General features: G+C 49.2%; 26 protein-coding genes, 1 tRNA gene and 1 pseudogene. 4 read left to right on the forward strand and 24 right to left on the reverse strand.

Annotated elements, in window-relative coordinates:
- Positions 1-92: 92 nt before the first annotated feature.
- Complete coding sequence (locus BMY60_RS16040; RefSeq protein ID WP_218141686.1) at positions 93-551, reverse strand: eCIS core domain-containing protein; 459 nt, start codon at positions 549-551, stop codon at positions 93-95.
- A 155-nt stretch (positions 552-706) separates the two neighbouring features.
- On the opposite strand from BMY60_RS16040, the pseudogene BMY60_RS11350 reads away from it, so the two are divergent.
- Together BMY60_RS11350 and BMY60_RS11355 are read left to right on the forward strand one after the other, a co-directional pair.
- Positions 707-1,075: pseudogene (locus BMY60_RS11350) on the forward strand (acetyl-coenzyme A synthetase); the annotation flags it as partial.
- Positions 1,076-1,124: 49 nt separating this feature from the next.
- Positions 1,125-2,096: an MBL fold metallo-hydrolase gene (locus BMY60_RS11355; RefSeq protein ID WP_090333728.1), complete on the forward strand. Its 972-nt coding sequence runs from the start codon at positions 1,125-1,127 to the stop codon at positions 2,094-2,096.
- A gap of 174 nt (positions 2,097-2,270) precedes the next feature.
- On the opposite strand, the gene BMY60_RS15455 is transcribed toward BMY60_RS11355, so the two are convergent.
- From BMY60_RS15455 to BMY60_RS11415, 13 genes are all read right to left on the reverse strand, one after another.
- The gene (locus BMY60_RS15455) at positions 2,271-2,378 is read right to left on the reverse strand and encodes a transaldolase family protein (protein WP_143057434.1); all 108 of its coding nucleotides are present in this window, start codon (positions 2,376-2,378) and stop codon (positions 2,271-2,273) included.
- 92 nt (positions 2,379-2,470) lie between these two features.
- Positions 2,471-4,864 carry a phosphoketolase family protein gene (locus BMY60_RS11360; RefSeq protein WP_090333729.1) on the reverse strand — a complete coding sequence of 798 codons (2,394 nt, stop codon included), beginning with the start codon at positions 4,862-4,864 and terminating at the stop codon, positions 2,471-2,473.
- A gap of 67 nt (positions 4,865-4,931) precedes the next feature.
- Positions 4,932-6,128 (reverse strand): acetate/propionate family kinase, encoded by a 1,197-nt coding sequence (locus tag BMY60_RS11365; protein ID WP_090333730.1) that lies wholly within the window; start codon positions 6,126-6,128, stop codon positions 4,932-4,934.
- Between the two features lie 404 nt (positions 6,129-6,532).
- On the reverse strand, positions 6,533-7,456 hold the full coding sequence (locus BMY60_RS11370; RefSeq protein ID WP_090333732.1) for a F0F1 ATP synthase subunit gamma: 924 nt from the start codon (positions 7,454-7,456) through the stop codon (positions 6,533-6,535).
- A gap of 21 nt (positions 7,457-7,477) precedes the next feature.
- On the reverse strand, positions 7,478-8,995 hold the full coding sequence (locus tag BMY60_RS11375; protein ID WP_305728768.1) for an alternate F1F0 ATPase, F1 subunit alpha: 1,518 nt from the start codon (positions 8,993-8,995) through the stop codon (positions 7,478-7,480).
- A 4-nt stretch (positions 8,996-8,999) separates the two neighbouring features.
- On the reverse strand, positions 9,000-9,782 hold the full coding sequence (locus BMY60_RS11380) for a F0F1 ATP synthase subunit B family protein (RefSeq protein ID WP_090333734.1): 783 nt from the start codon (positions 9,780-9,782) through the stop codon (positions 9,000-9,002).
- Between the two features lie 3 nt (positions 9,783-9,785).
- Complete coding sequence (locus BMY60_RS11385; protein ID WP_090333736.1) at positions 9,786-10,061, reverse strand: F0F1 ATP synthase subunit C; 276 nt, start codon at positions 10,059-10,061, stop codon at positions 9,786-9,788.
- A 15-nt stretch (positions 10,062-10,076) separates the two neighbouring features.
- Positions 10,077-10,781 (reverse strand): F0F1 ATP synthase subunit A, encoded by a 705-nt coding sequence (locus BMY60_RS11390; RefSeq protein WP_090333738.1) that lies wholly within the window; start codon positions 10,779-10,781, stop codon positions 10,077-10,079.
- On the reverse strand, positions 10,778-11,092 hold the full coding sequence (locus tag BMY60_RS11395; RefSeq protein WP_090333739.1) for an ATP synthase subunit I: 315 nt from the start codon (positions 11,090-11,092) through the stop codon (positions 10,778-10,780). The genes BMY60_RS11390 and BMY60_RS11395 overlap by 4 nt, the downstream gene beginning before the upstream one ends.
- A 12-nt stretch (positions 11,093-11,104) precedes the next feature.
- Complete coding sequence (locus BMY60_RS11400) at positions 11,105-11,437, reverse strand: AtpZ/AtpI family protein (protein ID WP_256250806.1); 333 nt, start codon at positions 11,435-11,437, stop codon at positions 11,105-11,107.
- On the reverse strand, positions 11,434-11,859 hold the full coding sequence (locus BMY60_RS11405) for a F0F1 ATP synthase subunit epsilon (protein ID WP_256250807.1): 426 nt from the start codon (positions 11,857-11,859) through the stop codon (positions 11,434-11,436). The genes BMY60_RS11400 and BMY60_RS11405 overlap by 4 nt, the downstream gene beginning before the upstream one ends.
- Positions 11,860-11,862: 3 nt before the next feature.
- Positions 11,863-13,266, reverse strand: a complete 1,404-nt coding sequence (atpD, locus tag BMY60_RS11410; RefSeq protein WP_090333743.1) for a F0F1 ATP synthase subunit beta — start codon at positions 13,264-13,266, stop codon at positions 11,863-11,865.
- Positions 13,267-13,397: 131 nt separating this feature from the next.
- On the reverse strand, positions 13,398-13,703 hold the full coding sequence (locus BMY60_RS11415; RefSeq protein WP_090333744.1) for a hypothetical protein: 306 nt from the start codon (positions 13,701-13,703) through the stop codon (positions 13,398-13,400).
- Positions 13,704-13,954: 251 nt separating this feature from the next.
- On the opposite strand from BMY60_RS11415, the gene BMY60_RS11420 reads away from it, so the two are divergent.
- Positions 13,955-15,235, forward strand: coding sequence for a DUF2130 domain-containing protein (locus BMY60_RS11420; RefSeq protein ID WP_090333746.1), 1,281 nt, complete (start codon positions 13,955-13,957; stop codon positions 15,233-15,235).
- 72 nt (positions 15,236-15,307) lie between these two features.
- Here BMY60_RS11420 and ychF read toward each other — a convergent pair whose 3' ends face one another.
- The 10 genes from ychF to minC form a co-directional block, all read right to left on the reverse strand.
- A complete protein-coding gene (gene ychF, locus BMY60_RS11425) occupies positions 15,308-16,399 on the reverse strand; it encodes a redox-regulated ATPase YchF (RefSeq protein ID WP_090333747.1) in 1,092 nt (363 codons plus the stop codon).
- 59 nt (positions 16,400-16,458) lie between these two features.
- Entirely contained in the window at positions 16,459-17,025 is a 567-nt protein-coding gene (gene pth, locus BMY60_RS11430) for an aminoacyl-tRNA hydrolase (RefSeq protein ID WP_090333749.1), read from the reverse strand.
- 105 nt (positions 17,026-17,130) lie between these two features.
- Positions 17,131-17,766, reverse strand: coding sequence for a 50S ribosomal protein L25/general stress protein Ctc (locus tag BMY60_RS11435; RefSeq protein ID WP_090333751.1), 636 nt, complete (start codon positions 17,764-17,766; stop codon positions 17,131-17,133).
- Positions 17,767-17,830: 64 nt separating this feature from the next.
- Complete coding sequence (locus BMY60_RS11440; protein WP_090333753.1) at positions 17,831-18,781, reverse strand: ribose-phosphate pyrophosphokinase; 951 nt, start codon at positions 18,779-18,781, stop codon at positions 17,831-17,833.
- 135 nt (positions 18,782-18,916) lie between these two features.
- Positions 18,917-18,991, reverse strand: a tRNA-Gln gene (locus BMY60_RS11445).
- 4 nt (positions 18,992-18,995) lie between these two features.
- Positions 18,996-19,841 (reverse strand): 4-(cytidine 5'-diphospho)-2-C-methyl-D-erythritol kinase, encoded by an 846-nt coding sequence (ispE, locus tag BMY60_RS11450; protein ID WP_090333755.1) that lies wholly within the window; start codon positions 19,839-19,841, stop codon positions 18,996-18,998.
- Positions 19,842-19,845: 4 nt separating this feature from the next.
- Entirely contained in the window at positions 19,846-20,457 is a 612-nt protein-coding gene (lolB, locus tag BMY60_RS11455; protein WP_177166657.1) for a lipoprotein insertase outer membrane protein LolB, read from the reverse strand.
- A gap of 163 nt (positions 20,458-20,620) precedes the next feature.
- Positions 20,621-20,899: a cell division topological specificity factor MinE gene (gene minE, locus BMY60_RS11460; protein WP_090333758.1), complete on the reverse strand. Its 279-nt coding sequence runs from the start codon at positions 20,897-20,899 to the stop codon at positions 20,621-20,623.
- On the reverse strand, positions 20,896-21,708 hold the full coding sequence (gene minD, locus BMY60_RS11465; protein WP_090333759.1) for a septum site-determining protein MinD: 813 nt from the start codon (positions 21,706-21,708) through the stop codon (positions 20,896-20,898). Before minD ends, minE begins: the two co-directional genes overlap by 4 nt.
- A gap of 21 nt (positions 21,709-21,729) precedes the next feature.
- On the reverse strand, positions 21,730-22,539 hold the full coding sequence (minC, locus tag BMY60_RS11470) for a septum site-determining protein MinC (protein ID WP_090333760.1): 810 nt from the start codon (positions 22,537-22,539) through the stop codon (positions 21,730-21,732).
- A 346-nt stretch (positions 22,540-22,885) separates the two neighbouring features.
- On the opposite strand from minC, the gene BMY60_RS11475 reads away from it, so the two are divergent.
- Positions 22,886-24,151, forward strand: a complete 1,266-nt coding sequence (locus tag BMY60_RS11475; protein WP_090333762.1) for a YfiM family lipoprotein — start codon at positions 22,886-22,888, stop codon at positions 24,149-24,151.
- Positions 24,152-24,278: the final 127 nt, after the last annotated feature.

The following is a 24,278-nucleotide window of genomic DNA, read 5'->3' on the forward strand; positions in this document are numbered from 1 at the left end:
GGATTACAAAAGTCCAAATCAATTTGAAGCAGAAGCAACAAAATACTCGACAAAAGTGGCTTAACTGAGGTGTCCGGTTTTACTTGACCAGGTCACTTTTCCTGTCCAGAAGCGAGATGAATATCTGTGCCTTGAACGTATGCGTGGGCCTTGAGTTGGACAGGTTTTTCCGAATTGTAATGCACTTTCACATCGTCCATTGAGTAGCCCGATAGGTTTTCTATTCCTGATTTTAGATTATTAGGTAAGCCCGTATTGTTTTCTTGCTTATTAATAATAGACTGCTTTTGAGCAGAATAATTATCAGCCATCGCCTGTAATTGAGCAGCTTGTTTTGCCTGAGGGCTATTGTTAGCCATTTCCTGAAATGCTCTCAGCCGAGAAGCCTGAGAACTATTATTAGCCATCTCTTGTATTTTTCTCTGGGCTATTGCCTCCGGTCGATTATCTACAAATTGAAAAGTAGACTTACCACTAATTTGCATTTGAGAACTGGCACCCGAAACCGATTTGCTGTTGTTCTCTTGTGTTTTGTCAGCGGAAGTATTCATAATTTTTCCTTTTCCGGTTGATCTATTGTCTGCAACACGTGAATGAACTCGTTTAAACCCGCATTATGCAGGGTATAGGGGAAAAACAAACCGTTTTTTTCATGAACACTGAATGTACTGAAAGTGGGTCGACTGTCAGACATTTAGCGGGCGACTCCGGTCACCGCTTGGGCACCATGGAAATCGAACCGTCACTGGTCGCCAGTCCGTTGGTTGCCGAGGCAACAGTCGTCGGCAAACCGCATGAAGTCAAAGGCAAAGCCATTATTGCTTTCGTCGTGCTGAAAGGCGATTATCCACAGGAAAAAGACAAGGCCCGGATTGTGGAAGAACTGCGTGAGTGGGTTGCACAGGAGATCGGACCGATTGCCAAACCCGAAGAAATACGCTTCGGCGAGAATCTTCCCAAAACCAGATCCGGCAAAATCATGCGCCGCCTCTTGCGTACGTCAGCCAAAGACGAGAAAATCACCCAGTATGTTTCAACCCTGGAAAATCCGGCGATACTCGATCAACCAGGGTAGACACATTAATTCCGGCCGCAGCGGCTCACACAAGCAAGACAAAAACAAAATGACTATTTCACTCGTTACTGATTACGAACATGGAATCAGCGCCATCGACGCACAATTCCACCGGCCCAGGCGCGCCGCCATTCATCTGATTGTCGAAAACGGTAAAATGGCACTCGTTGATACGGGTACATCATCGTCCATTGCTGGCGTGATCAATGCTATTGAAGAAAAGAATCTGTCTGCCGAGGATGTCGCCTATATTATTCTCACCCATATTCATCTCGACCACGCCGGTGGAGCCAGCGAGTGTATGCGTCGTTTTCCAAATGCCAGACTGGTCGTACATCCACGCGGCGCACGCCACATGGCCGATCCGGAAAAGCTGGTTGCCGGCGCAATTGCGGTATACGGCAAGGCGGAGTTCGAGCGCGTCTATGGCGAAATCCACCCTATCGACAAACAACGCATTATCGAAGCACCCGATCAAAGCCGTATCGAACTGAACGGACGCACGTTACTGTTTATTGACACACCCGGCCATGCGCGCCATCACAACTGTATCTACGACGAACAAAGTAATGCATTTTTCACCGGCGACACCTTTGGCGTGTCCTACCGTGAATTCGACGTCAATGGCATGGAATTTGTTTTTCCAACCACTACGCCGATACAGTTTGATCCCTCCGCTGCACACACATCGCTGGACAGAATCATGGGTTTTAACCCGAAATACGCATTTGTTACACATTACGGCCGCATAGGCCACTTGCACCGTCATGCTGAAGCCATGCACACTTTGATTGACGCGCATGTAAAAATAGCCCGTAGTGCAAAGACCGGCATGCACAGCAATCGAGGCAGATTCGAGACCATTTCATCGGCACTGCAATCGCTACTGTTGCAATGTATCCGCGAGCATGGCTGCCGATTACCTGAAACGGAAATCATCGCCTTGATCAGTTCCGATATCAAATTAAATACACAGGGTCTGGAACACTGGCTTGACCAAGTTGACCAAATACGCGCATAACGCCAGAAAACCTTTTTCCCGGCCGTCAGCATTTTATAACCATATTAACCTCGATTGTTTTTGTTTTAATCTTTCCAGCAACTTATGGCAGGGGTCGATAAATTTTCGCACCCCTTCCTGTTCCAGCTTTCACTTACTGCTTCAAAATCAATACCATTCTGCCCGTTTGACGTTTCATATATCTCCGGCATTGACACTGTATCTGGCAAGTGTAGCGATAGCTTGATCATAATCGTCGTGTTCATTGATCGCCTGCTCAAAAATAGCGGGATTGGAAGTCATGCCGGCAGGTAAATTCCGCGAACTTTACTTGCCTTTTGTATTCGCTCGCACAAAACGCGATGAATATCAAAAACAATCAGAAGTTCTCAATTTCATGTACCGGACCATTTCCAGCCGGTGATTTCCGGCATATCCTCTCCATAAGTCGTAATATAACGGCGATGTTCAATGAGTTTGTCGCGGACGAACTGCTTTATATATCCACCAGTCTGATTAAATCCATCCACACGATCGACCACATCGCTTACCAGATGAAAACGGTCCAGGTCGTTGCGTACAACCATATCAAACGGCGTTGTCGTGGTACCTTCTTCCTTGTAACCACGGACATGCAGATTGTTATGATTGGTACGGCGGTAAGTCAGCCGATGAATTAACCAGGGATAACCATGATAAGCAAAGACGACAGGCTTGTTTTTTGTAAACAGGGCGTCAAAATCCTTATCCGGAAGCCCATGCGGATGCTCTTCCCTCGGCTGCAGCGTCATCAGGTCAACAATATTAATCACACGGACCTTCAGCCCTGGAGCCTGCCGACGCAGCAATTCGACGGCGGCAAGGGTCTCAAGCGTAGGCACGTCGCCTGCGCAGGCCATGACAACATCCGGTTCGCTTCCCTGATCGTTACTCGCCCACTCCCAGATACCGATGCCGGCGCTGCAGTGTTTGATGGCGGCATCCATATTCAGCCATTGCGGTTGCCGCTGTTTGCCTGCAACAATGACATTGATGAAATCGCGGCTGCGCAGGCATTTATCCGTAATAGTCAGTAGCGTATTGGCATCAGGCGGAAGATAAACGCGAATGATATCGGCTTTTTTGTTGACGACATGGTCAATGAATCCGGGATCCTGGTGCGAAAAACCGTTATGGTCCTGCCGCCAGACATGGGATGTCAATAAGTAATTCAACGATGCGACAGGACGGCGCCACGGGATCTCCTTGCTAACCTTAAGCCATTTGGCATGCTGATTAAACATGGAGCCAACGATATGAATAAACGCCTCATAACAGGAAAAAATACCGTGACGGCCTGTCAACAGATACCCTTCCAGCCAACCCTGGCAGGTATGTTCGCTGAGAATTTCCATAACCCGGCCATCCGGCGCCAGATGATCATCGTCCGGACACATCTTTGCCATCCAGGTGCGGTCAGTTACTTCAAACAATGCGTCGAGACGATTGGAATTTGTCTCGTCCGGTCCCATCACGCGAAAATTACGCGTTTGTTCATTTTGTTTCATGACATCGCGTAATAGATAACCCATGATCCGGGTTGATTCACCGCTTACATGCCCTGGTTCGAGTACTTCGATCGCATAATCACGAAAGTCCGGCATACTCAATTCCTTGAGCAGCAAACCGCCGTTGGTGTGCGGATTGGCACTCATACGATATAAACCCGCAGGTGCGAGCGCGGCCAGTTCGTTCTTTAATGCGCCTTGTTCGTCAAATAAGTCCTCCGGCCGGTAGCTTTTCATCCATTGTTCAAGCAACCGGATATGCTCCGGCTTGGTGGCCATTTCTGCCAGCGGAACCTGGTGCGACCGCCAGTAATCTTCCGTTTTTAAGCCGTCAACTTCAGCAGGACCGGTCCATCCTTTTGGCGTACGCAAGATTATCATCGGCCAGCGTGGGCGCGTTACATCGCCGGTTTCACGTGCTTTACTCTGAATCGCCTTGATTTCAGCGATAACAGCATCCAGTGTGGCCGCCATGTTCTGATGCATGGTTTCCGGGTCTGAACCTTCAACCCAATAGGGCCTGTGACCATATCCGACAAAAAGGCTTTCCAGTTCTTCATGGCTCAGGCGCGCGAGCACTGTTGGATTGGCGATTTTGTAGCCGTTCAGATGCAGTATGGGCAGAACTGCTCCATCGTGAACAGGGTTTAAAAATTTGTTGGAATGCCATGCGGCAGCCAATGGCCCGGTTTCAGCTTCGCCATCGCCCACAACACAACAGGCGATAAGATCGGGATTATCAAAAACGGCGCCATACGCATGCGAGACTGCATAGCCCAGTTCTCCGCCTTCATGGATTGAACCGGGCGTTTCAGGTGCACAATGACTCGGGATACCGCCCGGAAAAGAAAACTGTTTGAACAGTTTCTGCATACCCGTCTCATTTTGCGGCACACTGGGATATATTTCGCTGTATGTACCTTCAAGCCAGGTATTGGCGACAAGGCCCGGGCCACCGTGACCGGGACCGGTGACGTAAATCATATTCAGGCCTTGCGCCTTAATGACGCGGTTTAGGTGTGTGTAAATGAAGTTCAGCCCCGGCGTGGTACCCCAGTGCCCGAGCAGTCTGGGTTTGAGATGCTCGAGTGTCAGCGGTTTCTTTAACAGAGGGTTGTCCAACAGGTAAATCTGGCCGACAGACAGATAATTTGCCGCTCTCCAATAAGCGTTTATCTTATACAGTTCCTCAACAGATAACGGCTGCAACTGGGTTGATGATTTACTATCGGTTTTCTTCATTTCCTGCTTCCTTTAACTCTGAAATGACCGGTTCCAGTTTTTATTGCAAACAAGAATTTTAAAACAATCAGTTTTTTTCGATTAAATTCTTTACATGGCGGGCGATCATGTGTTCTTCATCAGTTGGAATCATCCAGACGGATACATGGCTTTGCGCTGTACTGATCTGGTGGCTGCCGGCAGCATTTGCCGCTTTATCGATATGAATACCTAACCAGGAGGCCTGCCGGCAAATTTGTTCACGAATGCGGTAGGCATGTTCGCCGATTCCGGCGGTAAAAACCAGTGCGTCCAGACCGTTTAAAGCTGCGGCCAGGGAACCCAGTTCCCGATTTGTGCGATAGACAAACAAGTCTATTGCCTCCCCGGCTTGCGGATCGTCGCTGTCGAGCAGATCCTGCATATCACTGCTGATTCCGGAAACACCGATCAGACCGGATTGATTATTCAAAAGGTCGCTGACAGTATCAATGTCCATACCTTTTTCTTTCACCAGATAAAATACCACAGCAGGATCGAGCGCGCCGCAGCGCGTTCCCATGGGCAATCCATCCATTGGACTGAAAGACATTGTGGTGGCGATACTTCTGCGTGACTGCATTGCACACATGCTGGCGCCATGGCCAAGATGTGCAACAATGACGCGGCCTTTGGCGGCTGCACTGCCCAGGTATTCAGGTAATACATGGGCGATGTATTCATAAGATAAACCGTGAAAGCCATATCTTAAAATTCCCTGTTGCCGGAGTGTTCCGGGCAATGCAAACTGCTGTGCAACAAACGGTTGATTACGGTGAAAAGCAGTATCGAAACATACAGCCTGCAGCATACCGGGATACTGTTGCGCAAATATTTCAATGGCAGCAGTTTGATAAGGCTGGTGCAGCGGAGCCAGCGGAATAAAACTTTTCAGGTCTGTGAGAATTTCTTCATTCACAATTACCGGTGAAGAAAACTTTTCACCGCCATGAACAACACGATGACCTGCAGCAATGAGCGAAAATTCACTGTTTTGATCATTAAGCCAGTCAAAAATAACAGACAGCGCTTGACCATGATTGCGTATCCTGCTGGTTTTTGTTAACAGCTGCTCTGTGATAGCCGGCGCATCGCCATTACTGTCTGCAAGGACAAAATTGTTCTGATGTCCAACGCCCGCAATCTTTCCACGGTACCGCAAGTCAAGCACATCGCGGGCTAGTGCATACACAGCAAATTTGATGCTGGATGAACCAGCGTTGATGACAACAATTGCTTCATACATATATATCACCTTGGCTTTAAAAGACAGGGTATGAATATTTCTGTATCTGACAGGAGAAGATAGAGGCGTTACTGTTGTTTCTTGATAAAATTCTCGTTTAACAGCCAAATGAAATATGAATTACAGCGTATACCAGATGAACAAACTATTAAACCCAAAATCCTCAGTTGATCGCTACAACCATGGCCAATCTTATGAAATAAAACTAATATTTCTTTATACCTCACTCACCAAAAGGGTCGGTCGCGCTATGATGATTAGGTTAAACTGAATATTGCACCAGTACGCTGGATTTTGACCTGTAATTAGTATGCCTGCCGGCTTTCATGGACTCTAAAGTACAGTTTTTGCCGGTTTTTTTAACTTGCCCTGTCTCGAATTGAATGCATACCTCACATACCAGATTAAATGGACCGCGTTTTGGTGATCGCCTCAAAACCGGATACAACATCCAGCAGCTCCGAAGTAATCACGTTCTGGCGTGCGCGGCGGAACGTCATCGTCACTTCTTCCAGGCGTTCGTCCAGATTGCGTTGTGCGGATTGCATAGCCGTTAACCGGCTGGAATGTTCGCTTGCCTGGGATTCCGCACAGGCACGGAATATCGTCACAAACAGGTATTGCTGCAACAGCCGCTTAAACAATTGTTCGTGATTCATGGTAAAAGTCGGCAGGCTGCGCGAAGGCCAGACTTCTTCCTCGAGACGGTGAAAACGATTCAGGTTGACGGGCAACAGCTCGAAACCGGTCGGGCGACAGCCTTTTTTTCCCGAATGCCGGTTATAAAACAGATAAACATAGCGGACGCCACTGCGCTCGCACCACTCGTCTATTTTGAGCAGTATCTGCTGCACGCTCAGGGTAATTTGCGTGGCCGATCCCGGCACCTGAAAAACATCCTCAACTATTTGTCCTTCATGCTCAAGACTGGCTGCAACGCGTGCGCCGACGGCAAGCAATGCATGATTATCCGGATCAGCAGCTGTCGATTGCATGCGCTCGAGCGCGTAGGCTGTTATATCTTCGTTGAACCGGCCGCACAGGCCGTGATCGGAACCGAAAACAATGCTGCCCAGACGCTGCGGGCGCTGTGAATGTCCCGATCCCAGAGGATGATGGAGATATTGCGCTGCAGGCGGAAACGATGAGGTGTTTTTCAGCGCTACGTGCAGACCACGCTCAACGGTTCGATAGTATCCGTCCAGCGCCTGTACGGCCTGCTCATACTGCCTGACGCTGGCCGCTGATAATGCCTTCATGGTCTTGACGATGGTTCGCAGCTCTTCGAGACTGTCCAGCTGCCTGTGCAATTGTTCCAGAGACTCCATGGCAATCAGTTTTTTCGATGATTATGATCCGTCTTCAACACCGGCTATCGCTTTGCGCGCCACTTCCAGAACCTGTTCCCATTGCGATTCGCTCAGTTTCTTTCCTGTTTCCATTTGTCCGCAAAGATCGGGCAGTTCATCAAGCACATGTTTTTGTATCGCTGTTTCGGCGTCATCAATCTTATCCAGTATCACATGGTCGAGCAAACCTGCACTGACGGCTTTCAATACAACCATTTGTTCGCTGCTTCGCAGCGGATGATGTTCGGCCTGCTTAAGGACTTCCCGTACACGCCGTCCGTGCTCGATGGTAGCGCGCGTTTCTTCGTCCAGACGCGTCGCAAAACGGGCGAATGTTTCCAGTTCTTCAAACTGCGAATATGACAGCCTCAAATCGCCGGAAACGCTGCGAAATGCCGGGAACTGCGCTTTACCGCCCACGCGGGAAATGGATTTTCCGACATCGATGGCAGGCAGCAATCCTTTATGAAACAATGTGGGCGAAAGATAAATCTGGCCGTCTGTGATAGAAATCAGATTGGTCGGAATATAGGCCGAAATGTCCTGAGCCTGGGTTTCAATAATAGGCAGGGCCGTTAGCGAGCCACCGCCGCTGCGCTGGTGCAAGTGCGCCGCCCTTTCCAGCAAACGCGCGTGCAAATAAAAAATATCGCCCGGATACGCTTCCCGTCCCGGCGGGCGCCGCAACAGCAGGGACAGCTCCCGGTAGGCGCGTGCATGCCGTGTCAGATCATCGTAGACAATGAGTACATCCTTTCCCTGTTCCAGGAAATATTCGGCCATCGTTGTGGCCGCATAAGGCGTGATATAACGAAGACCGGGCGGGTCTTCATCCGAGGCCACCACGACAATCGTATTTTCCAGAGCCCGATACTGATGCAGGGTATTGATCACGCGCGCAACAGCCGTTCCGCGCTGGCCGATCGCGCAGTAGACGCATATAACACCCCTGTTCCGCTGATTAATGATGGTATCGACGGCAACGGATGTTTTGCCGGTCTGACGGTCGCCGACGATCAATTCACGCTGGCCACGGCCGATCGGAATAAGGGCATCGATTGCTTTAATGCCGGTTTCCAGCGGCACGGTTACCGGGGCGCGTTCAATAATTGTCGGTGCGGGCCGCTCCACGGGGCGCCGTTCTTTGAAGCGCAGCGGCCCGCCGCTGTCCAGTACACGGCCGGTGGCATCAACTACCCTGCCCAGCAGGCCTTCGCCCACCGGCGCATCCGCTTCACGGCCCGTGGCGCTGACATCGATGCCCGCCGTCAGCCTGTCGCTGTCACCGAGCAGGATAACGCCGACCTCGTGTGGTTCCAGGTTAATCGCCACTCCCAGCACGTCATCTGGAAAACGCACCAGTTCCTCCGAGCGGATACTGGACAGGCCCTTTATGCGTGCAATGCCACCGCCAACATGCGTTACACGGCCTGTTTCCCGCGCACGCAACGGATACGCGCTTTGTTCGACCACCTGATTTAGCGCGATTAGCGTTTCATCCAGCAATTGTTCTAACAAGGACTTATTCCTTTTCCGTTTCAGAGTGCGCGGCTGGCGAAAGCGCCTTCTCGGCATCCTGGCTGAGCCGCTGAATATAATCGGCAAGATTCCAGCTCAGTTGTCCTTCTCCGGCCGTTAATGTGATGCCGCATAACAACTCGGAAGACTCGTCATATTCCACAGCGATGCCATCGGCAAAATGTGTGTGAATGGCATGGGTGAGGCGGTCTCGCGCCGCCGGATCCAGTTTGAATGTACTGGTGATGCGAACCGGTTCGGATGTTTGCTGCGACGCCTTCTGCAGCAAGGCCTGTGATTGCCGGTCCAGTGAGTCCAGGCGGTTGATCAATGAAATAATCATCTGTTCTTCAAGCTTGGCGTTTGCCAGGTCGCCTAAAGCCTTGCGTGCAATATTCTGTATCGTGCTTGAAATTTGATTGCGCATATTGTTCAGGAATTCTTCTTTTTCCTGCTGGACTTGTCTTTGCCAGTTTTCGCGGGTTTCGGTGACTTCCCGGCGCGCTTCATCCAGCAGTTGCCTTTTTTGTTGCTCGGCTTTTTCATACGCCCTGGCCAGAATATCATCGCGCGTGCGCTCCAGTTCTCTGGCCATCGCCTGATACTCCTGCGCCTTATTGTCGGCTTTAAGTTCGCGTGCCTGTGCATCATTCAGCTGCGCGGCAATCCGTTGCTCACGGTGGTCCATCGCCCGGATCACCGGCTGGTATAAAAACCGCTTCAACAGCCAGACGAGGATCAAAAAGTTGACAATTTGCGCCGAGACCGTAATCCAGTCTATGCTCATGCATCAACCCCCTGCAGCTGTTACATGATTCCAGAAAGGGTTGGCAAAAATCAGAATCATCGCCACCACGAAACAATAAATTGCCGTGGATTCGATCATGGCCAGACCGACAAACAATGTTCGTGTAATCGTCGCCGATTCGTCCGGCTGCTGGGCAATCGCGCTTAAGGCCTGAGCCACCGCGCGTGCTTCGCCAAATGCGGGGCCGATGGAGCCAATTGCGATCGTCAGACCTGCTGTGACGATGGATATCATGCCGATAAGTGAAATATTATCCAAGCTGAACCTCCCTGATCAGTTTTGATTTTCTGTTTTGGCCGGAACTTGTTTTTCCGCATGCGCCGAGGTTGCCGAGGCGATATACACCATCGCTAAAATGGCAAAGATGTAAGCCTGAATCATGCCGGTCAGCAGCCCGAGCAGCTGCATCACAACCGGGAAAAAATACGGTGTCAGGCTCAGCAGGATGGCTACAATGACCGTGCCGCTCATGATGTTGCCATAGAGGCGCACGGCCAGCGCAATCGTGCGTGAAATCTCGCCAATGATATTGAAAGGCAGCATAAGCAGTGTCGGCCTGACATAATGCGCAAGATAATTCAAAGGCCCTTCATAGGCAATACCGTAAATCGGCACGGCAACAAAAACACAGATGGCCAGCGCCGTGGTCGTTGAAAGCGAACCGGTTGGCGCCATATAGCCGGGCACTACATTCAGCAGATTGGCCATCGCGATAAATAAAAACAGTGTGCCTACAAACGGCAGATACTTGCCCGGCTGCTGATGGCTGACTTGTTTGATCTGATCACGTATACCGGCCACCAGTACTTCCAGCAAATTCTGCCAGCGTGAAATTTTTGTCCCCGAAGAAAACCGGCGCGTGGCCAGCCAGGAAATCAGTGTCAGCAGTGCCATCACCAGCCAGGTATAGACAATCGTTGCATTCAGCGACGCTGCGCCCCATTGCCAGAAAATAATGCTGTCCGGACTGATTGTCATAGCTGTTTCTCCTTTATGTTGCCGCTTGCCGATATTTGACGGCGCATGCTGCGGACTGAAAGAATGCGTAAAGTTACAAACCCGGCCAGTACTGCTAGTAAATGTCCCCAGTGCCCATAGTGTAGAATCAGATAAAAAGCTACCAGCAAAACAGTCATTCGCAGAATCAAGCTGGCTATCAGCCAAAAAGCCGGATACCTGCCGTTCTGAATATACCTTACTGTAAACCACAGGGCAGAAAAATAAACGGCGCCGAGTATCATGCCACCCGTAAACATCCATATCAGGATAAGCGGATCATCCATGATCATTACTCGCTGAACTTATTTGCGCCCGCTCTCATGTTTGACCCAATACCACGCATTCAAACAACCCAGTGCTATGCCAATAATAAGAAAGGTCAACGTCCATGAGGCCCGGCCAGGCCATTCCCGGTCGAGCCAAAGCCCGATGGCAATCCCGATGATGGTGGGTATCGCCACAGACCAGCCGACGAGGCCAAACATTCCTAATCCGAACCAGACCGTGCGTTCGCTTTGATCGCGCGCACGCAATTTCCGCCTGGCCCGGTGACCAATCTGCTCGCCCAGCTTTTCGGATGCATAAGGTTTTTGCTCCGGTGACTTGTTTCTTTCAGCGGGCTCTTGGTCCATCATTTTTTGTCCTGTAATTCCTTAAAGCCGCGCAACGTGCCTGCTTCAAGCCTGGCCAGTGCCGTGCGCGCCTTGCGTTCATGTTCATCCAAATCAAGAAAACGCTCATCGATTAATGCCTCCAATTGATTCAGATCGGTCCCGCGCACACCGCTTAAGGTCGATACGAAGACTTCGTGACCGCATTTGACCAAAACACCTTCATCCACAGCAGCAAAGCATTCACCGCCATTCGGCGGGTAAAAACTTAAAATACCCGGCACCAGTGCCGCGACAAAATCGATATGTCTGGGCAGCAGGCAAAAAGAGCCGTTTTCTGCTTCGGCAATAATCTTAATTACGCGTTCGTTCACCAGTATCCCGGTTGGCAGCAAGACTTGCAAGCGCATTTCCATGATGGCAGTTTCTTTACCGCTCTCGTCCACTGTTTATCCCTTGCCGTTAATTTCATCGATTGAACCAATCATGTAGAAGGCCTTTTCTTCAATGTCCGCAAACTCTCCGGCCAGAATGCGCTCACAACCTTCAATCGTTTGTTGGAGGGAAACCCGTTTGCCGGCCTGCCCCGTGAATTGCTCGGTTGCATAGAAGGGCTGTGTGAGAAAACGCTCCAGCCGGCGCGCTTTGTTGACCGTCATGCGATCTTCGCGTGAGAGTTCTTCTATGCCAAGCATGGCGATAATGTCTTTAAGATCCTCGTACTCTGCCAGCGTGCTGCGCACACGCTGGGCTGTGCGATAATGCCGTTTGCCGACGACGGTGGGGGTCAGCATTTTGGATTCGGTCTGCAGGGGGTCAATCGCCGGATAAAAACCCTGGCTGGCCCTTTTACGGGAAAGCACGATAGAGGCAGATAAATGCGCAAAAATATGCGTGGCCGAAGGATCCGTCAAATCGTCAGCAGGTACATAAACCGCCTGTACAGATGTAATGCTGCCGTTTCGAGAACTGCAGATCCGTTCTTCCAGTTTGGCCAGTTCGGTCGCCAGTGTCGGCTGATAGCCCACGCGGGACGGGATTCTTCCCATCAAACCAGAGACTTCCGTACCCGATTGCACGAAACGAAACACATTATCGATGAGCAGCAGGACATCGCGCTTGATTACATCGCGAAAATATTCGGCGATAGTCATCGCGGCGTGGCCGACGCGAAAACGCGCACCTGGCGACTCGTTCATTTGCCCATAGATCAGAATCGCTTTTTCCAGTACATTCGATTCTTTCATCGCGCGATACATTTCTTCAGCCTCGCGCATACGCTCACCGATACCGCAGAACAGACTGATACCTTCATACTGTTCAGCCATGTTGTTGATGAGCTCATTGATCAACACCGTTTTTCCAACGCCCGCACCGCCGAACATGCCCGATTTTCCACCGCGCTCCAGCGGCGACAGCAGATCGATGGCCTTGATACCGGTTTCGAATATTTCAGTGCCGGTAGTCCGTTCTGCCAGTGGCAGCAGCGGGCGGTGAATGGGCCAGTATGCCTGTGCTTCAACTGGCGCATCAATTCCGTCAACCGTCTCGCCGAATACATTCAGCATACGCCCGAGCAGTGCCTCGCCGACCGGCACCTGCAGAGTAGCGCCGGTATTGCGTACGGACATTCCCCGTCCCAGGCGCCTTGTGGAATTGAGCGCAATGCAGCGTACAGTAGCGGCATCCAGATGCATTTGCACTTCCAGTACGATCCGTTCGTCGGCGCCTGTCCGCAATTGAAAATTGCGTGCCGGCAGCGGCGGTTTGAAACGCACATCAACCACATTTCCCTGAACAGCGACAACCTCGCCATGCGGCTGATTGCGTTCGGTTGGCATACTTTGATTCATTTTAGGGAGTGCCGTCATGTTTATGTGCATTTATGCGCATGCAGATTTTTGATGCATGTTTGTGAAAAACGCCTGAACATTAAGAAGGAACAGCATAAACGGTTAAAATCAGCTGCACAACTGAAACGATATTAATCGTCTTCATCCAGTTCAGGATTCCAGCCCTTGGCTTTTGCAGTTTGAATGGCGTGGTCATAGACGCGTCTATGCCGAACCTGCAATTCTTCCGGTAAACGGCTTGGCAGGTGACCATAAGGTTCCCATGCGGCATGGACCTTTTCATACAGGTTCTGCATTTGTGAACGATCCCACCCTGCACAAGTCTCAGATTCGGGCAAAATATTAAATACCCACGCATCCCGGACAATGCGGCCAAGATGTGTCAATCCATTGTTTTTGTCTTGATCGACACCAATATACTTTGTTGATTCTGCCATGTTGTATTAAATTATCTGTTTATTGACGTACATCCATTTTATTCAATTACGCAATTTTAGCTTACCCGTGTCAATTGATGGCATGAAAATGGAATCAACACTGGTACTCTGTCCATATGATATTGTCAGATACAGCGTACCATGGTGTTATGCAGCAGGGTATAGTACGCACAGGTTAGGGTTGTTCCTTTTTCAAGTACGGTAGCGCACCTAAGCTGACAATATTAATGGATACCGTTCCAGGAGAATAGATGACGACAGAGCCGACAATTATATGCCCGAACTGTTCCACGGAGATCAAGCTGACGGAGTCTCTCGCAGCCCCGCTCATTCAGACGATACGCAAGGAGTACGAGGCCAGGATTTCGCTGAAAGAAGCTGAAGTTGCTAAAAGGGAGGCAGATATTCGCACACAACAAAAAGCTGTGGAGGATGCTCAAGAAGCCATAGAAGATCAGGTTGCCGAAAAATTGAAGAATGAAAAAGCGGCAATTATTGCGGAGGAAGCCAAAAAGGCAAAGCTGGCGGTGGCAACCGATTTTGAAGAAAAAACAAAGGAAGTCAGCGAACTACAGGCAATACTCAAACTACGGGACGAAAAACTCGCAGCAGCGCAAAAAGCGCAGGTGGATTTACTCCGCAAGCATCGCGAGCTTGACGACGCAAAACGTGAACTTGAACTTACTGTGGAACAGCGCGTTCAGGCATCACTTGAAGATATTCGAAAGCAGGCGCGCCAGGAAGCAGAAGAAGGGCTCAAGCTTAAGGTCACTGAAAAAGAAACGCAAATCTCCTCAATGCAACGCCAGATCGAGGAACTAAAGCGCAAGGCAGAACAAGGATCGCAGCAATTACAGGGCGAAGTCATGGAACTCGAACTGGAAGTAACACTCAGTACAAGGTTTCCGCTTGACAGCATTGAGCCGGTTGCCAAGGGAGAGTTTGGCGGCGATGTTTTACAACGGGTGATTGGACCATTGGGGCAAATGTGCGGCGCAATCCTCTGGGAGTCTAAACGCACAAAAAACTGGAGTGACGGATGGCTGTCGAAGCTTCGAAATGATCAGCGAACAGCTAAAGCAGAAATTGCTGTTCTGGTGTCCAATGCGTTACCAAAAGATATTGAAAGTTTTGGCAATATCGATGGCGTTTGGATAACGCACCCACGCTATGCAGTGCCTCTGGTTATTGCGCTCAGGCAGTCACTTATTGAATTAGCCGGCACGAGAAAAACGCAGGAAGGGCAAGAAACCAAAATGGCGCTGGTGTACAAATATCTGACCGGTCCGAAATTCAGGCATCGTATCGAAGCGATTGTTGAAAAATTTTCCGATATGCAGGCAGACCTGGATAGAGAGCGCAAATCCATGACGCGTTTATGGGCTAAACGAGAAGCGCAGATTCAAGGCGTCATTGAATCAACTGTCGGCATGTATGGCGACCTGCAGGGAATTGCAGGTCACGCGCTTCAGGAAATTGAAGGGCTGGAAACGCCTTTACTGGGAAGCGATGCGCCGGATCCGGAAAATTGAGAGAGAGACTGGAGACTGTCCCACAAACCGTGTAATTGCCTATTATTTGGTAATTATTCAGCGTAAATTCCTCTACACATTAAACCGGAAATGTACCACATCGCCATCCTTGACGATATACTCCTTCCCTTCCAGACGCATTTTGCCGGTTTCTTTGGCGCCTTGTTCGCCGCCGCAGGCAACGAAGTCTTCATAACTGATTATCTCGGCGCGGATAAACCCTTTTTCAAAATCGGTATGGATAACACCGGCAGCCTGGGGCGCAGTATCGCCTTTATGGATAGTCCACGCCCTGACTTCCTTCACCCCTGCCGTAAAATAGGTCTGCAAGCCTAGTAAGTCATAGGCGGCACGCACCAGACGGTTGAGCCCCGGTTCATCGAGACCGATATCCGCTAAAAAAACCTGCTTATCTTCATCGGACAAATCGGCAATTTCCGATTCCAGCGCCGCACATATTGCAACAACCGGCGCTCTTGCGTCTGCCGCATATTCCCTGACCTGCTCCAATAACGGATTATTTTCAAAGCCATTGTCATCGACATTAGCGACGTAAATTGCCGGTTTGGCTGTCAGCAGGCACAACGGTCTGAGCAGCTGTTGTTGATCATAATCAATTTCGAGCGAACGTGCGGGCTTTCCTTGATTCAGGTGCGCCTGCACCAGTTCCAGAAAACCGCACAACTTGATGGCTTCTTTATTACCCGACCTGGCTGTTTTGGACTCACGCAGCAACGCTTTCTCGACTGTGGCCATATCGGCCAGTACGAGTTCTGTCTGTATCACTTCGATATCGGAGGCTGGATCAACCCGGCCTGCAACATGTGTCACGTTATCGTTGGCAAAACAACGCACCATATTGACAATACCATCCGTCTCACGGATATTCGCCAGAAACTTGTTGCCAAGACCTTCTCCTTTGGAAGCACCCGCTACCAGTCCGGCGATGTCGACAAATTCCACAATGGCCGGCTGGATTTTTTGCGGCTTGACGATTTCAGCCAGCTTCTGCAAGCGTGAGTCGGGCACTTCTACAATACCGACATTAGGATCAATAGTACAAAAAGGATAGTTTTCCGCGGCAATGCCCGCCTTGGTCAACGCATTAAATAAAGTCGACTTGCCAACGTTGGGCAAACCCACAATACCGCATTTCAGGCTCATAATCGGGTACTCATTCGAAGTTACTTGATTTCTTAATCTTCAACCGGAAACCGGGTGATTTATTTAGTATGCAGCTTCAACATGGCTGACTGGAAATCGTCTTGTGCGATCATGGGCCATATCTGCAAACTTCGCTCAATTGCCTGATTAATTAACAGGGCATCTTCTTTTCCGGGCGGGCGCAGCACATACCGAACGACTGCATTGCGGTCTCCCGGGTGACCGATACCGATCCGAAGCCGCCAGAAATCGCGGGTTCCGAGCTGCGCTGCGATATCCTTCAGACCGTTATGTCCGCCAAGACCGCCGCCCCATTTGAGTTTAGCCGAACCTGGCAATAAATCCAGCTCGTCATGCACGACAACGATTTCGTCAGGTTGAATTTTGTAAAACCGGCATAGCGCAGCAACTGACTGGCCGCTGCGGTTCATGTATGTCTGCGGCTCAAGCAACCAGAAATCTGCCGCTTCAGCGTTAATACGTGCACACAATCCATGAAAACGCGCCTCGAGATTAAGCGTAACTTTCAGCGTATCGGCCAAACAATTCACCCAAATAAATCCGGCATTATGGCGTGTATGCGCATATTCTTTACCTGGATTACCCAGACCGACAATCAGCTTCATGGCAGTATAAGCGCGTTATTGTATTGTGACGTGGAAAATAAAAATCTGCTGATTTTATAATTAAAACCAGCAGATTTTTTGTATGCCATTGATAAAACAGGTATGTTATTCTTCTGCTGCAGCTTCTCCTTCAGCTTCACCATCCTCTGCTTCAGACCCACTCGACAGAGCCGCGCGTGGAATAGTAATTGTTGCAACGGCTTGATCATCTCCCTTAGCCAGCGCCGTAATTTCAACATTTTCCGGAACTGTAACATCACTGAGATGCAAGGTATGCCCTGCTACAAGATCAATCAGGTCTACGGTGATAAATTCAGGCAGATCTTTCGGCAGACAGGTGACATCCACTTCCGTCAGTACATGACTGACAATACCCCCCGATGTTTTAACGCCCGGCGCAATATCAGCATTGATAAAGTGCAACGGCACTTTCATATGAATTTTGTTCTTTGGATCAATGCGTTGAAAATCAATGTGCAATACCAGTTGCTTATACGGATGCATTTGTACATCGCGTAACAGCACCTGCTCTTTTTTTCCAGATACATTCAGAGTCAAAATAGAAGCATGAAAGGCCTCCATTTTAAGCTTGTAAAACATATCGTTATGATCCATTTCAATGGACTGGGGCGCGTCATCTCCACCATAAATGATTCCCGGCAATCTGCCAGAACCACGCAGGCGGCGGCTCGCACCTTTTCCCTGCACCGAGCGCTTGTCTGCACTGACTTCAATTTTCATTTTATTTCTCCACAATGATGATTTGTCCGCGACCAAACAAATCGATTACAAACGAGCGATACATTCACTCCATAAACAGCGAGCTGAGAGAGCTTTCATTACTGATGCGCACCAATGTCTCAGCCAGCAGACTTGCAATACTGAGTTGACAGATTTTTTCGCATGCTGTCGAATCTTCCTGCAGCGGTATGGTGTCCGTCACCACCAGTTTATCGAGATTCGAATTGTAAATGCGTTCAACGGCATTATCCGACAATACCGGATGAGTTGAATAAGCAATCACCGCAACCGCGCCCTCGTCTTTTAAAGCATCCGCTGCTTTACACAGTGTATTGGCTGTATCGACCAGATCGTCGATTATAACGCAGGTCCTTCCTGCGACTTCGCCAATAATATTCATAATCCTGGCTTCATTGGGCCTTGGACGGCGTTTATCAATAATCGCCAGATCGCACTCCAGACGTTTGGCCATATGCCTGGCCCGGACAACGCCACCCACGTCGGGCGAAACCACCACAAGATCCTGATAGTCATGTTTCCAGACATCGCCCAGCAATATGGGCATACCATAAATGTTATCAACCGGAATATCAAAAAAACCCTGAATCTGATCCGAATGGAGATCCATTGTCAGCACACGGTCTACACCAACGCTGGTCAACATATTGGCGACCACTTTGGCCGTAATCGGCACTCTCACCGAGCGTGGCCTTCTGTCCTGACGCGCATACCCGAAATAAGGAATGGCTGCGGTTATCCTTCCTGCAGAAGCGCGCTTCAACGCATCCACCATAACCAGAATTTCCATCAGACTGTCATTGGTCGGCGCGCAGGTCGACTGCAGAACAAAAACATCCTTGCCACGCACATTTTCGAGGATTTCCACCATGATTTCACCGTCACTGAAACGCCCGATTGTCGCGCGTCCCAGATGGATATTTAGATGTTTCACCACATCATGGGCCAGCTTTGGATGAGCCGTACCGGTGAAAACCATTAAACTGTCATAAGACATTATATCGAATTTGACATAAGTTTGATTGGAAGCTCACAAGCGTGCTTGCGGTTCCTGAAAACCCAAGACCAACGAAGATTGCTGTTCACAATCAGCCGTTTCCGCATGCATTTCTAATGTTTCAAATTGTTAAAATGGCTGGGGAGGTAGGGATCGAACCTACGAATGCCGGAATCAAAATCCGGTGCCTTACCACTTGGCTACTCCCCATTTTTTATTTCACAGAAGCGCGCATTGGATGACAATCCAATCCGCGTGCAATAAACCCTGTCATATTATCCGGCATGCTGGCATAAGCCGCTTGCGCTGCTTGTTCCGTCGCAAACTCAGCAAACACGCAAGCACCAGACCCGCTCATGGCCGCTATTGTAGTATTTTTCAACTGTTTTAGCCACTCCAATCTGACCGCCACTTCCGGATAAAGACGGCAAACCACAGGCTCGAGATCGTTATGTCCCTGCCATATGGAAAAGGGCGGTATTTTGATAGGAATTGTGTTTCGTGTCAATTCTTTACTTGAAAAAATTTCCGCGGTCGATACATGAACGGGCGGAATAATCACCAGATACCATGCCGCTGGCAATTGTACAGCGGACAATTCTTCACCGACACCTTCTGCAAATGCGTTTTTTCCGAAAATAAATACCGGCACATCCGCGCCGAGTTGCAATCCAAGCGCCAGCAGTGTTTCTTTGTCCCAGTTCAGATTCCATAGTGTGTTCAGCGCCATTAATGTTGTTGCCGCATCAGAACTGCCGCCACCCAAACCGCCGCCCATGGGAATTTTTTTTTCCAGCGTTATATCAATACCCAGACCTACCCCGCTCATTGCCTGCAGACATTTTGCCGCGCGCACACACAAGTTCTGCTCCTCGGGCACATTCATTGCTGTTGACGAAAACAGCTTAATCAAACCGTCATCACGCACCGTAAAACGCAACTGATCCGAGAAGTCGAGCAAACGGAAAACAGTCTGCAGCAAATGATAGCCATCCGATCGCCGGCCTACGACATGCAGAAACAGATTTAGCTTGGCGGGCGCGGAGCAGATTAACGTCATCGGATCAGGCTTCGATCCATTTATCCACGACCATGCGGATATTTAAATCCTCAATTCGCAGCTCAAAAATTCTTGGGTGCGCTACCGGCTTGTCCGACAATTTTGCATCGTCTTTGAAATACTGCGTGAACATGATTTCCCAGCCATCCTGCCGGATTGCAATCACACGGTTTTCGCTGTCATAGTCTACAGACGCCTGGCTTAACGGTGAATGCAACCCTTGAACCCAGTACTGCAATCCATTCAGAGGTAGACGCCATCCAAGCAACTCCGCGGTCAGATCTTCCACATTACCCGCGTAAAATGTTTCCTGTTTGGCCGTAGTCAGACTGACACCATCATGATTTCTGACAATCTCAGCAACCGCCTGCCCAAGCGGGGATAGCAATAACACCATGTCCTCAAATCTTGTATGCTGCCAATGCACATTTCCCGAGAATCGCTGGTGTTCGTTGCGTACCGACACCCTGCCAAGCAACTCGAAACTACCGGCCATCGGAACATTGAGCGCCGCCAAAGGTTCAAAAACAACCGTTCGGGCAACCTGCGTAGTAAGGGTTGTCTGTGTTGTCAATGCGGCACAACCCACAAGCATCGGCAGAAAAAGAAACAGCATCCGCCATTTACCATTCGAGAAATTGCAGCTATGCGTGCTTGATGAGAAATCACGTCCCATTTTCGCTAGTCGGGGTATTCCGTGGATGAGGCTGAGCGGCGATAATTTTGATGCAAAAAATAGCTATCCAGCCGCAAACCGTTATTGAACCGTGGCAAACATCTCAGATATTGACGTGTTTGTCTTCCTGCTGAAAATCAGGCAAAACAATATTGAGCTCCAGTGTCTCCTGGTTCTCGTCCTGTTCGAATTTTACCGAAATGGCTTCCTGATCGACATGCACATATTTACGTATCACTTCGAGCAGTTCTTTTTGTAATTGCGGAAGATATGAAGGCCGATTGCGTTCGGTTCGTTCATGCGCAACCAGAATCTGCAGCCTTTCCTTCGCAATGGCTGCTGTCTTCGGCTTGGATGCTCTGAAATAATCCAACAAACTCATAATCTGCCTCCGAAAAGCTTCCTGAAGAATCCTCTTTTGTCATCAATAAACCGATGTGGCCGATCTTCTCCAAGGTAACGCGCGACAACATCCTCATACGCACGGCCTGCTTCACTTTTTTCATCCAATATCACTGGAATACCGGCATTGGAAGCTGTTAACACCGTTTTTGATTCAGGAATAATCCCCAGCAATTGTAACGATAGAATATCCTGCACATCATCAAGCCCAAGCATTTCACCCGATTTCACCCGATTCGGATCATAACGTGTCAACAACAGATATTCTCTGACCGGATCTTCATTGCGTTCAGCCCGGCGCGATTTACTGGCCAGAATACCCAGCATACGGTCTGAATCGCGCACAGATGATACCTCAGGGTTGGTCACGACAAATGCATCATCGGCATAGTAAAGCGCCAGATTCGCACCTTTCTCAATACCGGCAGGCGAATCACAGACAATATATTTAAAATCTTTGGAAAGTTCGTCCAGAACCCTGCCGACGCCCTCCAGCGTCAACGCATCTTTGTCGCGGGTTTGAGATGCTGGCAATATATACAGCTGGCTGCAGTTTTTATCACGAATCAAGGCTTGATTGATGCTCGCTTCACCATTGATTACATTGATGAAATCATAAACGACACGACGCTCGCATCCCATAATCAAATCGAGATTTCGCAACCCCACATCAAAATCAATCACAGCGGTCTTTTGACCTCTTTTTGCCAATCCCATGGCAATCGCCGCACTTGTTGTTGTTTTACCAACACCGCCTTTTCCTGATGTCACAACAATAATTCTTGCCAATTGAGTCTCCTTAGCTAAAATTTAGGCAATTTCATTAATAATTAACGCATGGTCCTGCAAATAAATCTGCACCGGTTTTTTTTGCATTTCTTTAGTGATATGTTCGCTGGTCTTATAGTCTCCTGCAATTGAGACAAGCTCGGCCTGCAAGTCCAAACAGAATATCCGTGCGCTGGTATTTCCCTGCACGCCAGCCAGCGCACGGCCGCGCAACGTATTATAAACATGGATATTACCTTCAGCCATAATCTCGGCACCAGCGCTGACCTGAGACATAACCACCAGATCGCCCTGTGCATAAATACGCTGCCCCGAGCGCACCGGCTGGGTAACCACCATGGATCTGACAGGCACCGCCGGAGCGGCAGACTGGTCTGACAAACCTGCATTTGTTGAAGTTATTGCAACTGCCTCTGACTCAGCATCCGTTTCATCCGCAGCCGGGGTTTCCATACTTGCAGCCGCCACGTCACCGGCACCCCTGCTCTGATGCGCGACACCACTATTATCATGGTCACGCCCGGCATCAACTGGTATCGACAGCTTCTGCGCCTGACTGTTTTGCTGCTCGGTTCCGCCACGCAGGCCAATTGGAAACAAACCAATTCTACGCAGCGTTTCAACAATCTCGGTTACACTGAAATCCAATTCCGACCTATTCAGTTCGCGCACATCGATCACCAACGGAGAATGTTTAAAAAAATCCGGTGCCAGATTGATTTTCTCCTGTAATGACAATTCGATTGCGGCGATATCGTTACTGTTCAGAACCAGGGTGGGTGTAAAAAAAGTCGTGCTTTTAAACTCAAGTACAGACGATGAATTAAGCATTTTCTGTGGGCTCGTCGACATTTCTCATCAAAGTTGGATTGAGGTTGGCAATAGTAATTATACAATAGATCGGTATTGATCATATCGGTACCGTCTTTAATCTATTGCGGCAGTTTTCATCATCACTCCGCTGCCATCGGCCCATCACTTTATACAGGCTAATGCTCTGTTTACAACGCCAATTACTCAAGCAAATGCATGCTGGACAAAACATGTGGGTAATTATACCTTGTTTATAGGCCCATAGTATGCGCATAACCTGGAAAATCTAGTTTTCCTACAACACTCTTTTAATGCTATCGTGGCGCTATTGCAAAATCCTGTTCAAATGATTTTCGTAACAACTATGATTCGCAAACTGATTTTCTTCCTGATCGCCTGCGTATGTACCGTTTCATTATTGCTTGGTTTGTTCATTTTTCTGGTTATCGATGAAAAGCCGTATGTTGAGCAGCAAACGAAGGTTGCGCCCGAACATATCGAGCGCTTAAAACGTACATTTGATCAGCACCGCCGACGTATCCTGAGCAGCCGGCAAAAAGGCATGGCAACAATCAGTATTCATCCTGAAGACGCGGACATCGCAATCAATTATCTGACCAAGCATTTCGTCAACGGCAGTGCACACATGTACATAACGCATGGCAAAGCAAAAATCCGCACAAGCCTGCCGTTGCCATTGCAAACCATAACAGGTTTCATTAACCTTGAAGCCACCTTTGTGGAAACGGATCGTCTGCCACAACCGCATTCGGTCAGTATCGGTCATATCTTAATTCCGGATTTTGTCAGCCAGTTTTTACTTGATCAAACAGTCTGGTGGCTGCAAAACTACTCGAAATACGACAGCATGATATCTGCAATCAAACACATGCATATTACAACCAGCGCACTCAAAGTCCGATACCAGTGGCAAGGCGGATTCAACCTGGCTCGCAGTCACTTCCCCGTACTCAGCAAATCCGAGCAAAAAAAAGTCTATCGCTACTATAATCTACTGGTACAGAACAACCAGCAACAAGCAGCGCTCAGTCTGTCACAGATATTGCAGCCACTCATGAAAATGGCTGCGCGGTATTCTGTCAACAATCCGGCGCAAAAAGAAAACCGCGCCGCCATATTGGCCGCCACATTTTATGTCATGGATTTGCCGCTTAATTATTTAGTACCGAAAGCGGCAAACCGGCCTCTGCGCCATTCCCGTCCAAACATCACCCTGGATGGACGCAAAGATTTTGCGCAGCATTTTATCATTTCAGCAGCCATTACAGCATATGCGGACACTGCTTTGTCCGATGCCATCGGGCTTTACAAGGAAATCGAAGACAAACGCAGCGGCAGCGGTTTCTCATTTAATGACATTGCAGCAGACCGTGCCGGCACCCGGTTCGGGGAGCTTGCCACAGCGAGCCATACAGATGCGGTTCAGTTGCAGCAACTGGTGAATAAGGGAATCAACGACAAGGATCTTATGCCCAGATGGGAAGATCTTCCGGAATCATTATCCAAAACCGTTTTCAGGCAGCATTATGGCAATTTTGATACACCGGCTTATCATAAACTGGTCGATACAATCGAACGACGCGTCGAAGCATTGCCCTTTACATACTGAGTCAGACCCTGTAACAAACAACACGCCTAGCCCTGCCTATTACCCACAAATATCAACAGTGATAATCATAAATCATCTTTCCACAGCATAAATCCCATGCACATATACTGAAATTCCAGATAGCCGC

This window comes from Nitrosomonas sp. Nm51 (genome assembly GCF_900111165.1).
Lineage (GTDB): Bacteria > Pseudomonadota > Gammaproteobacteria > Burkholderiales > Nitrosomonadaceae > Nitrosomonas.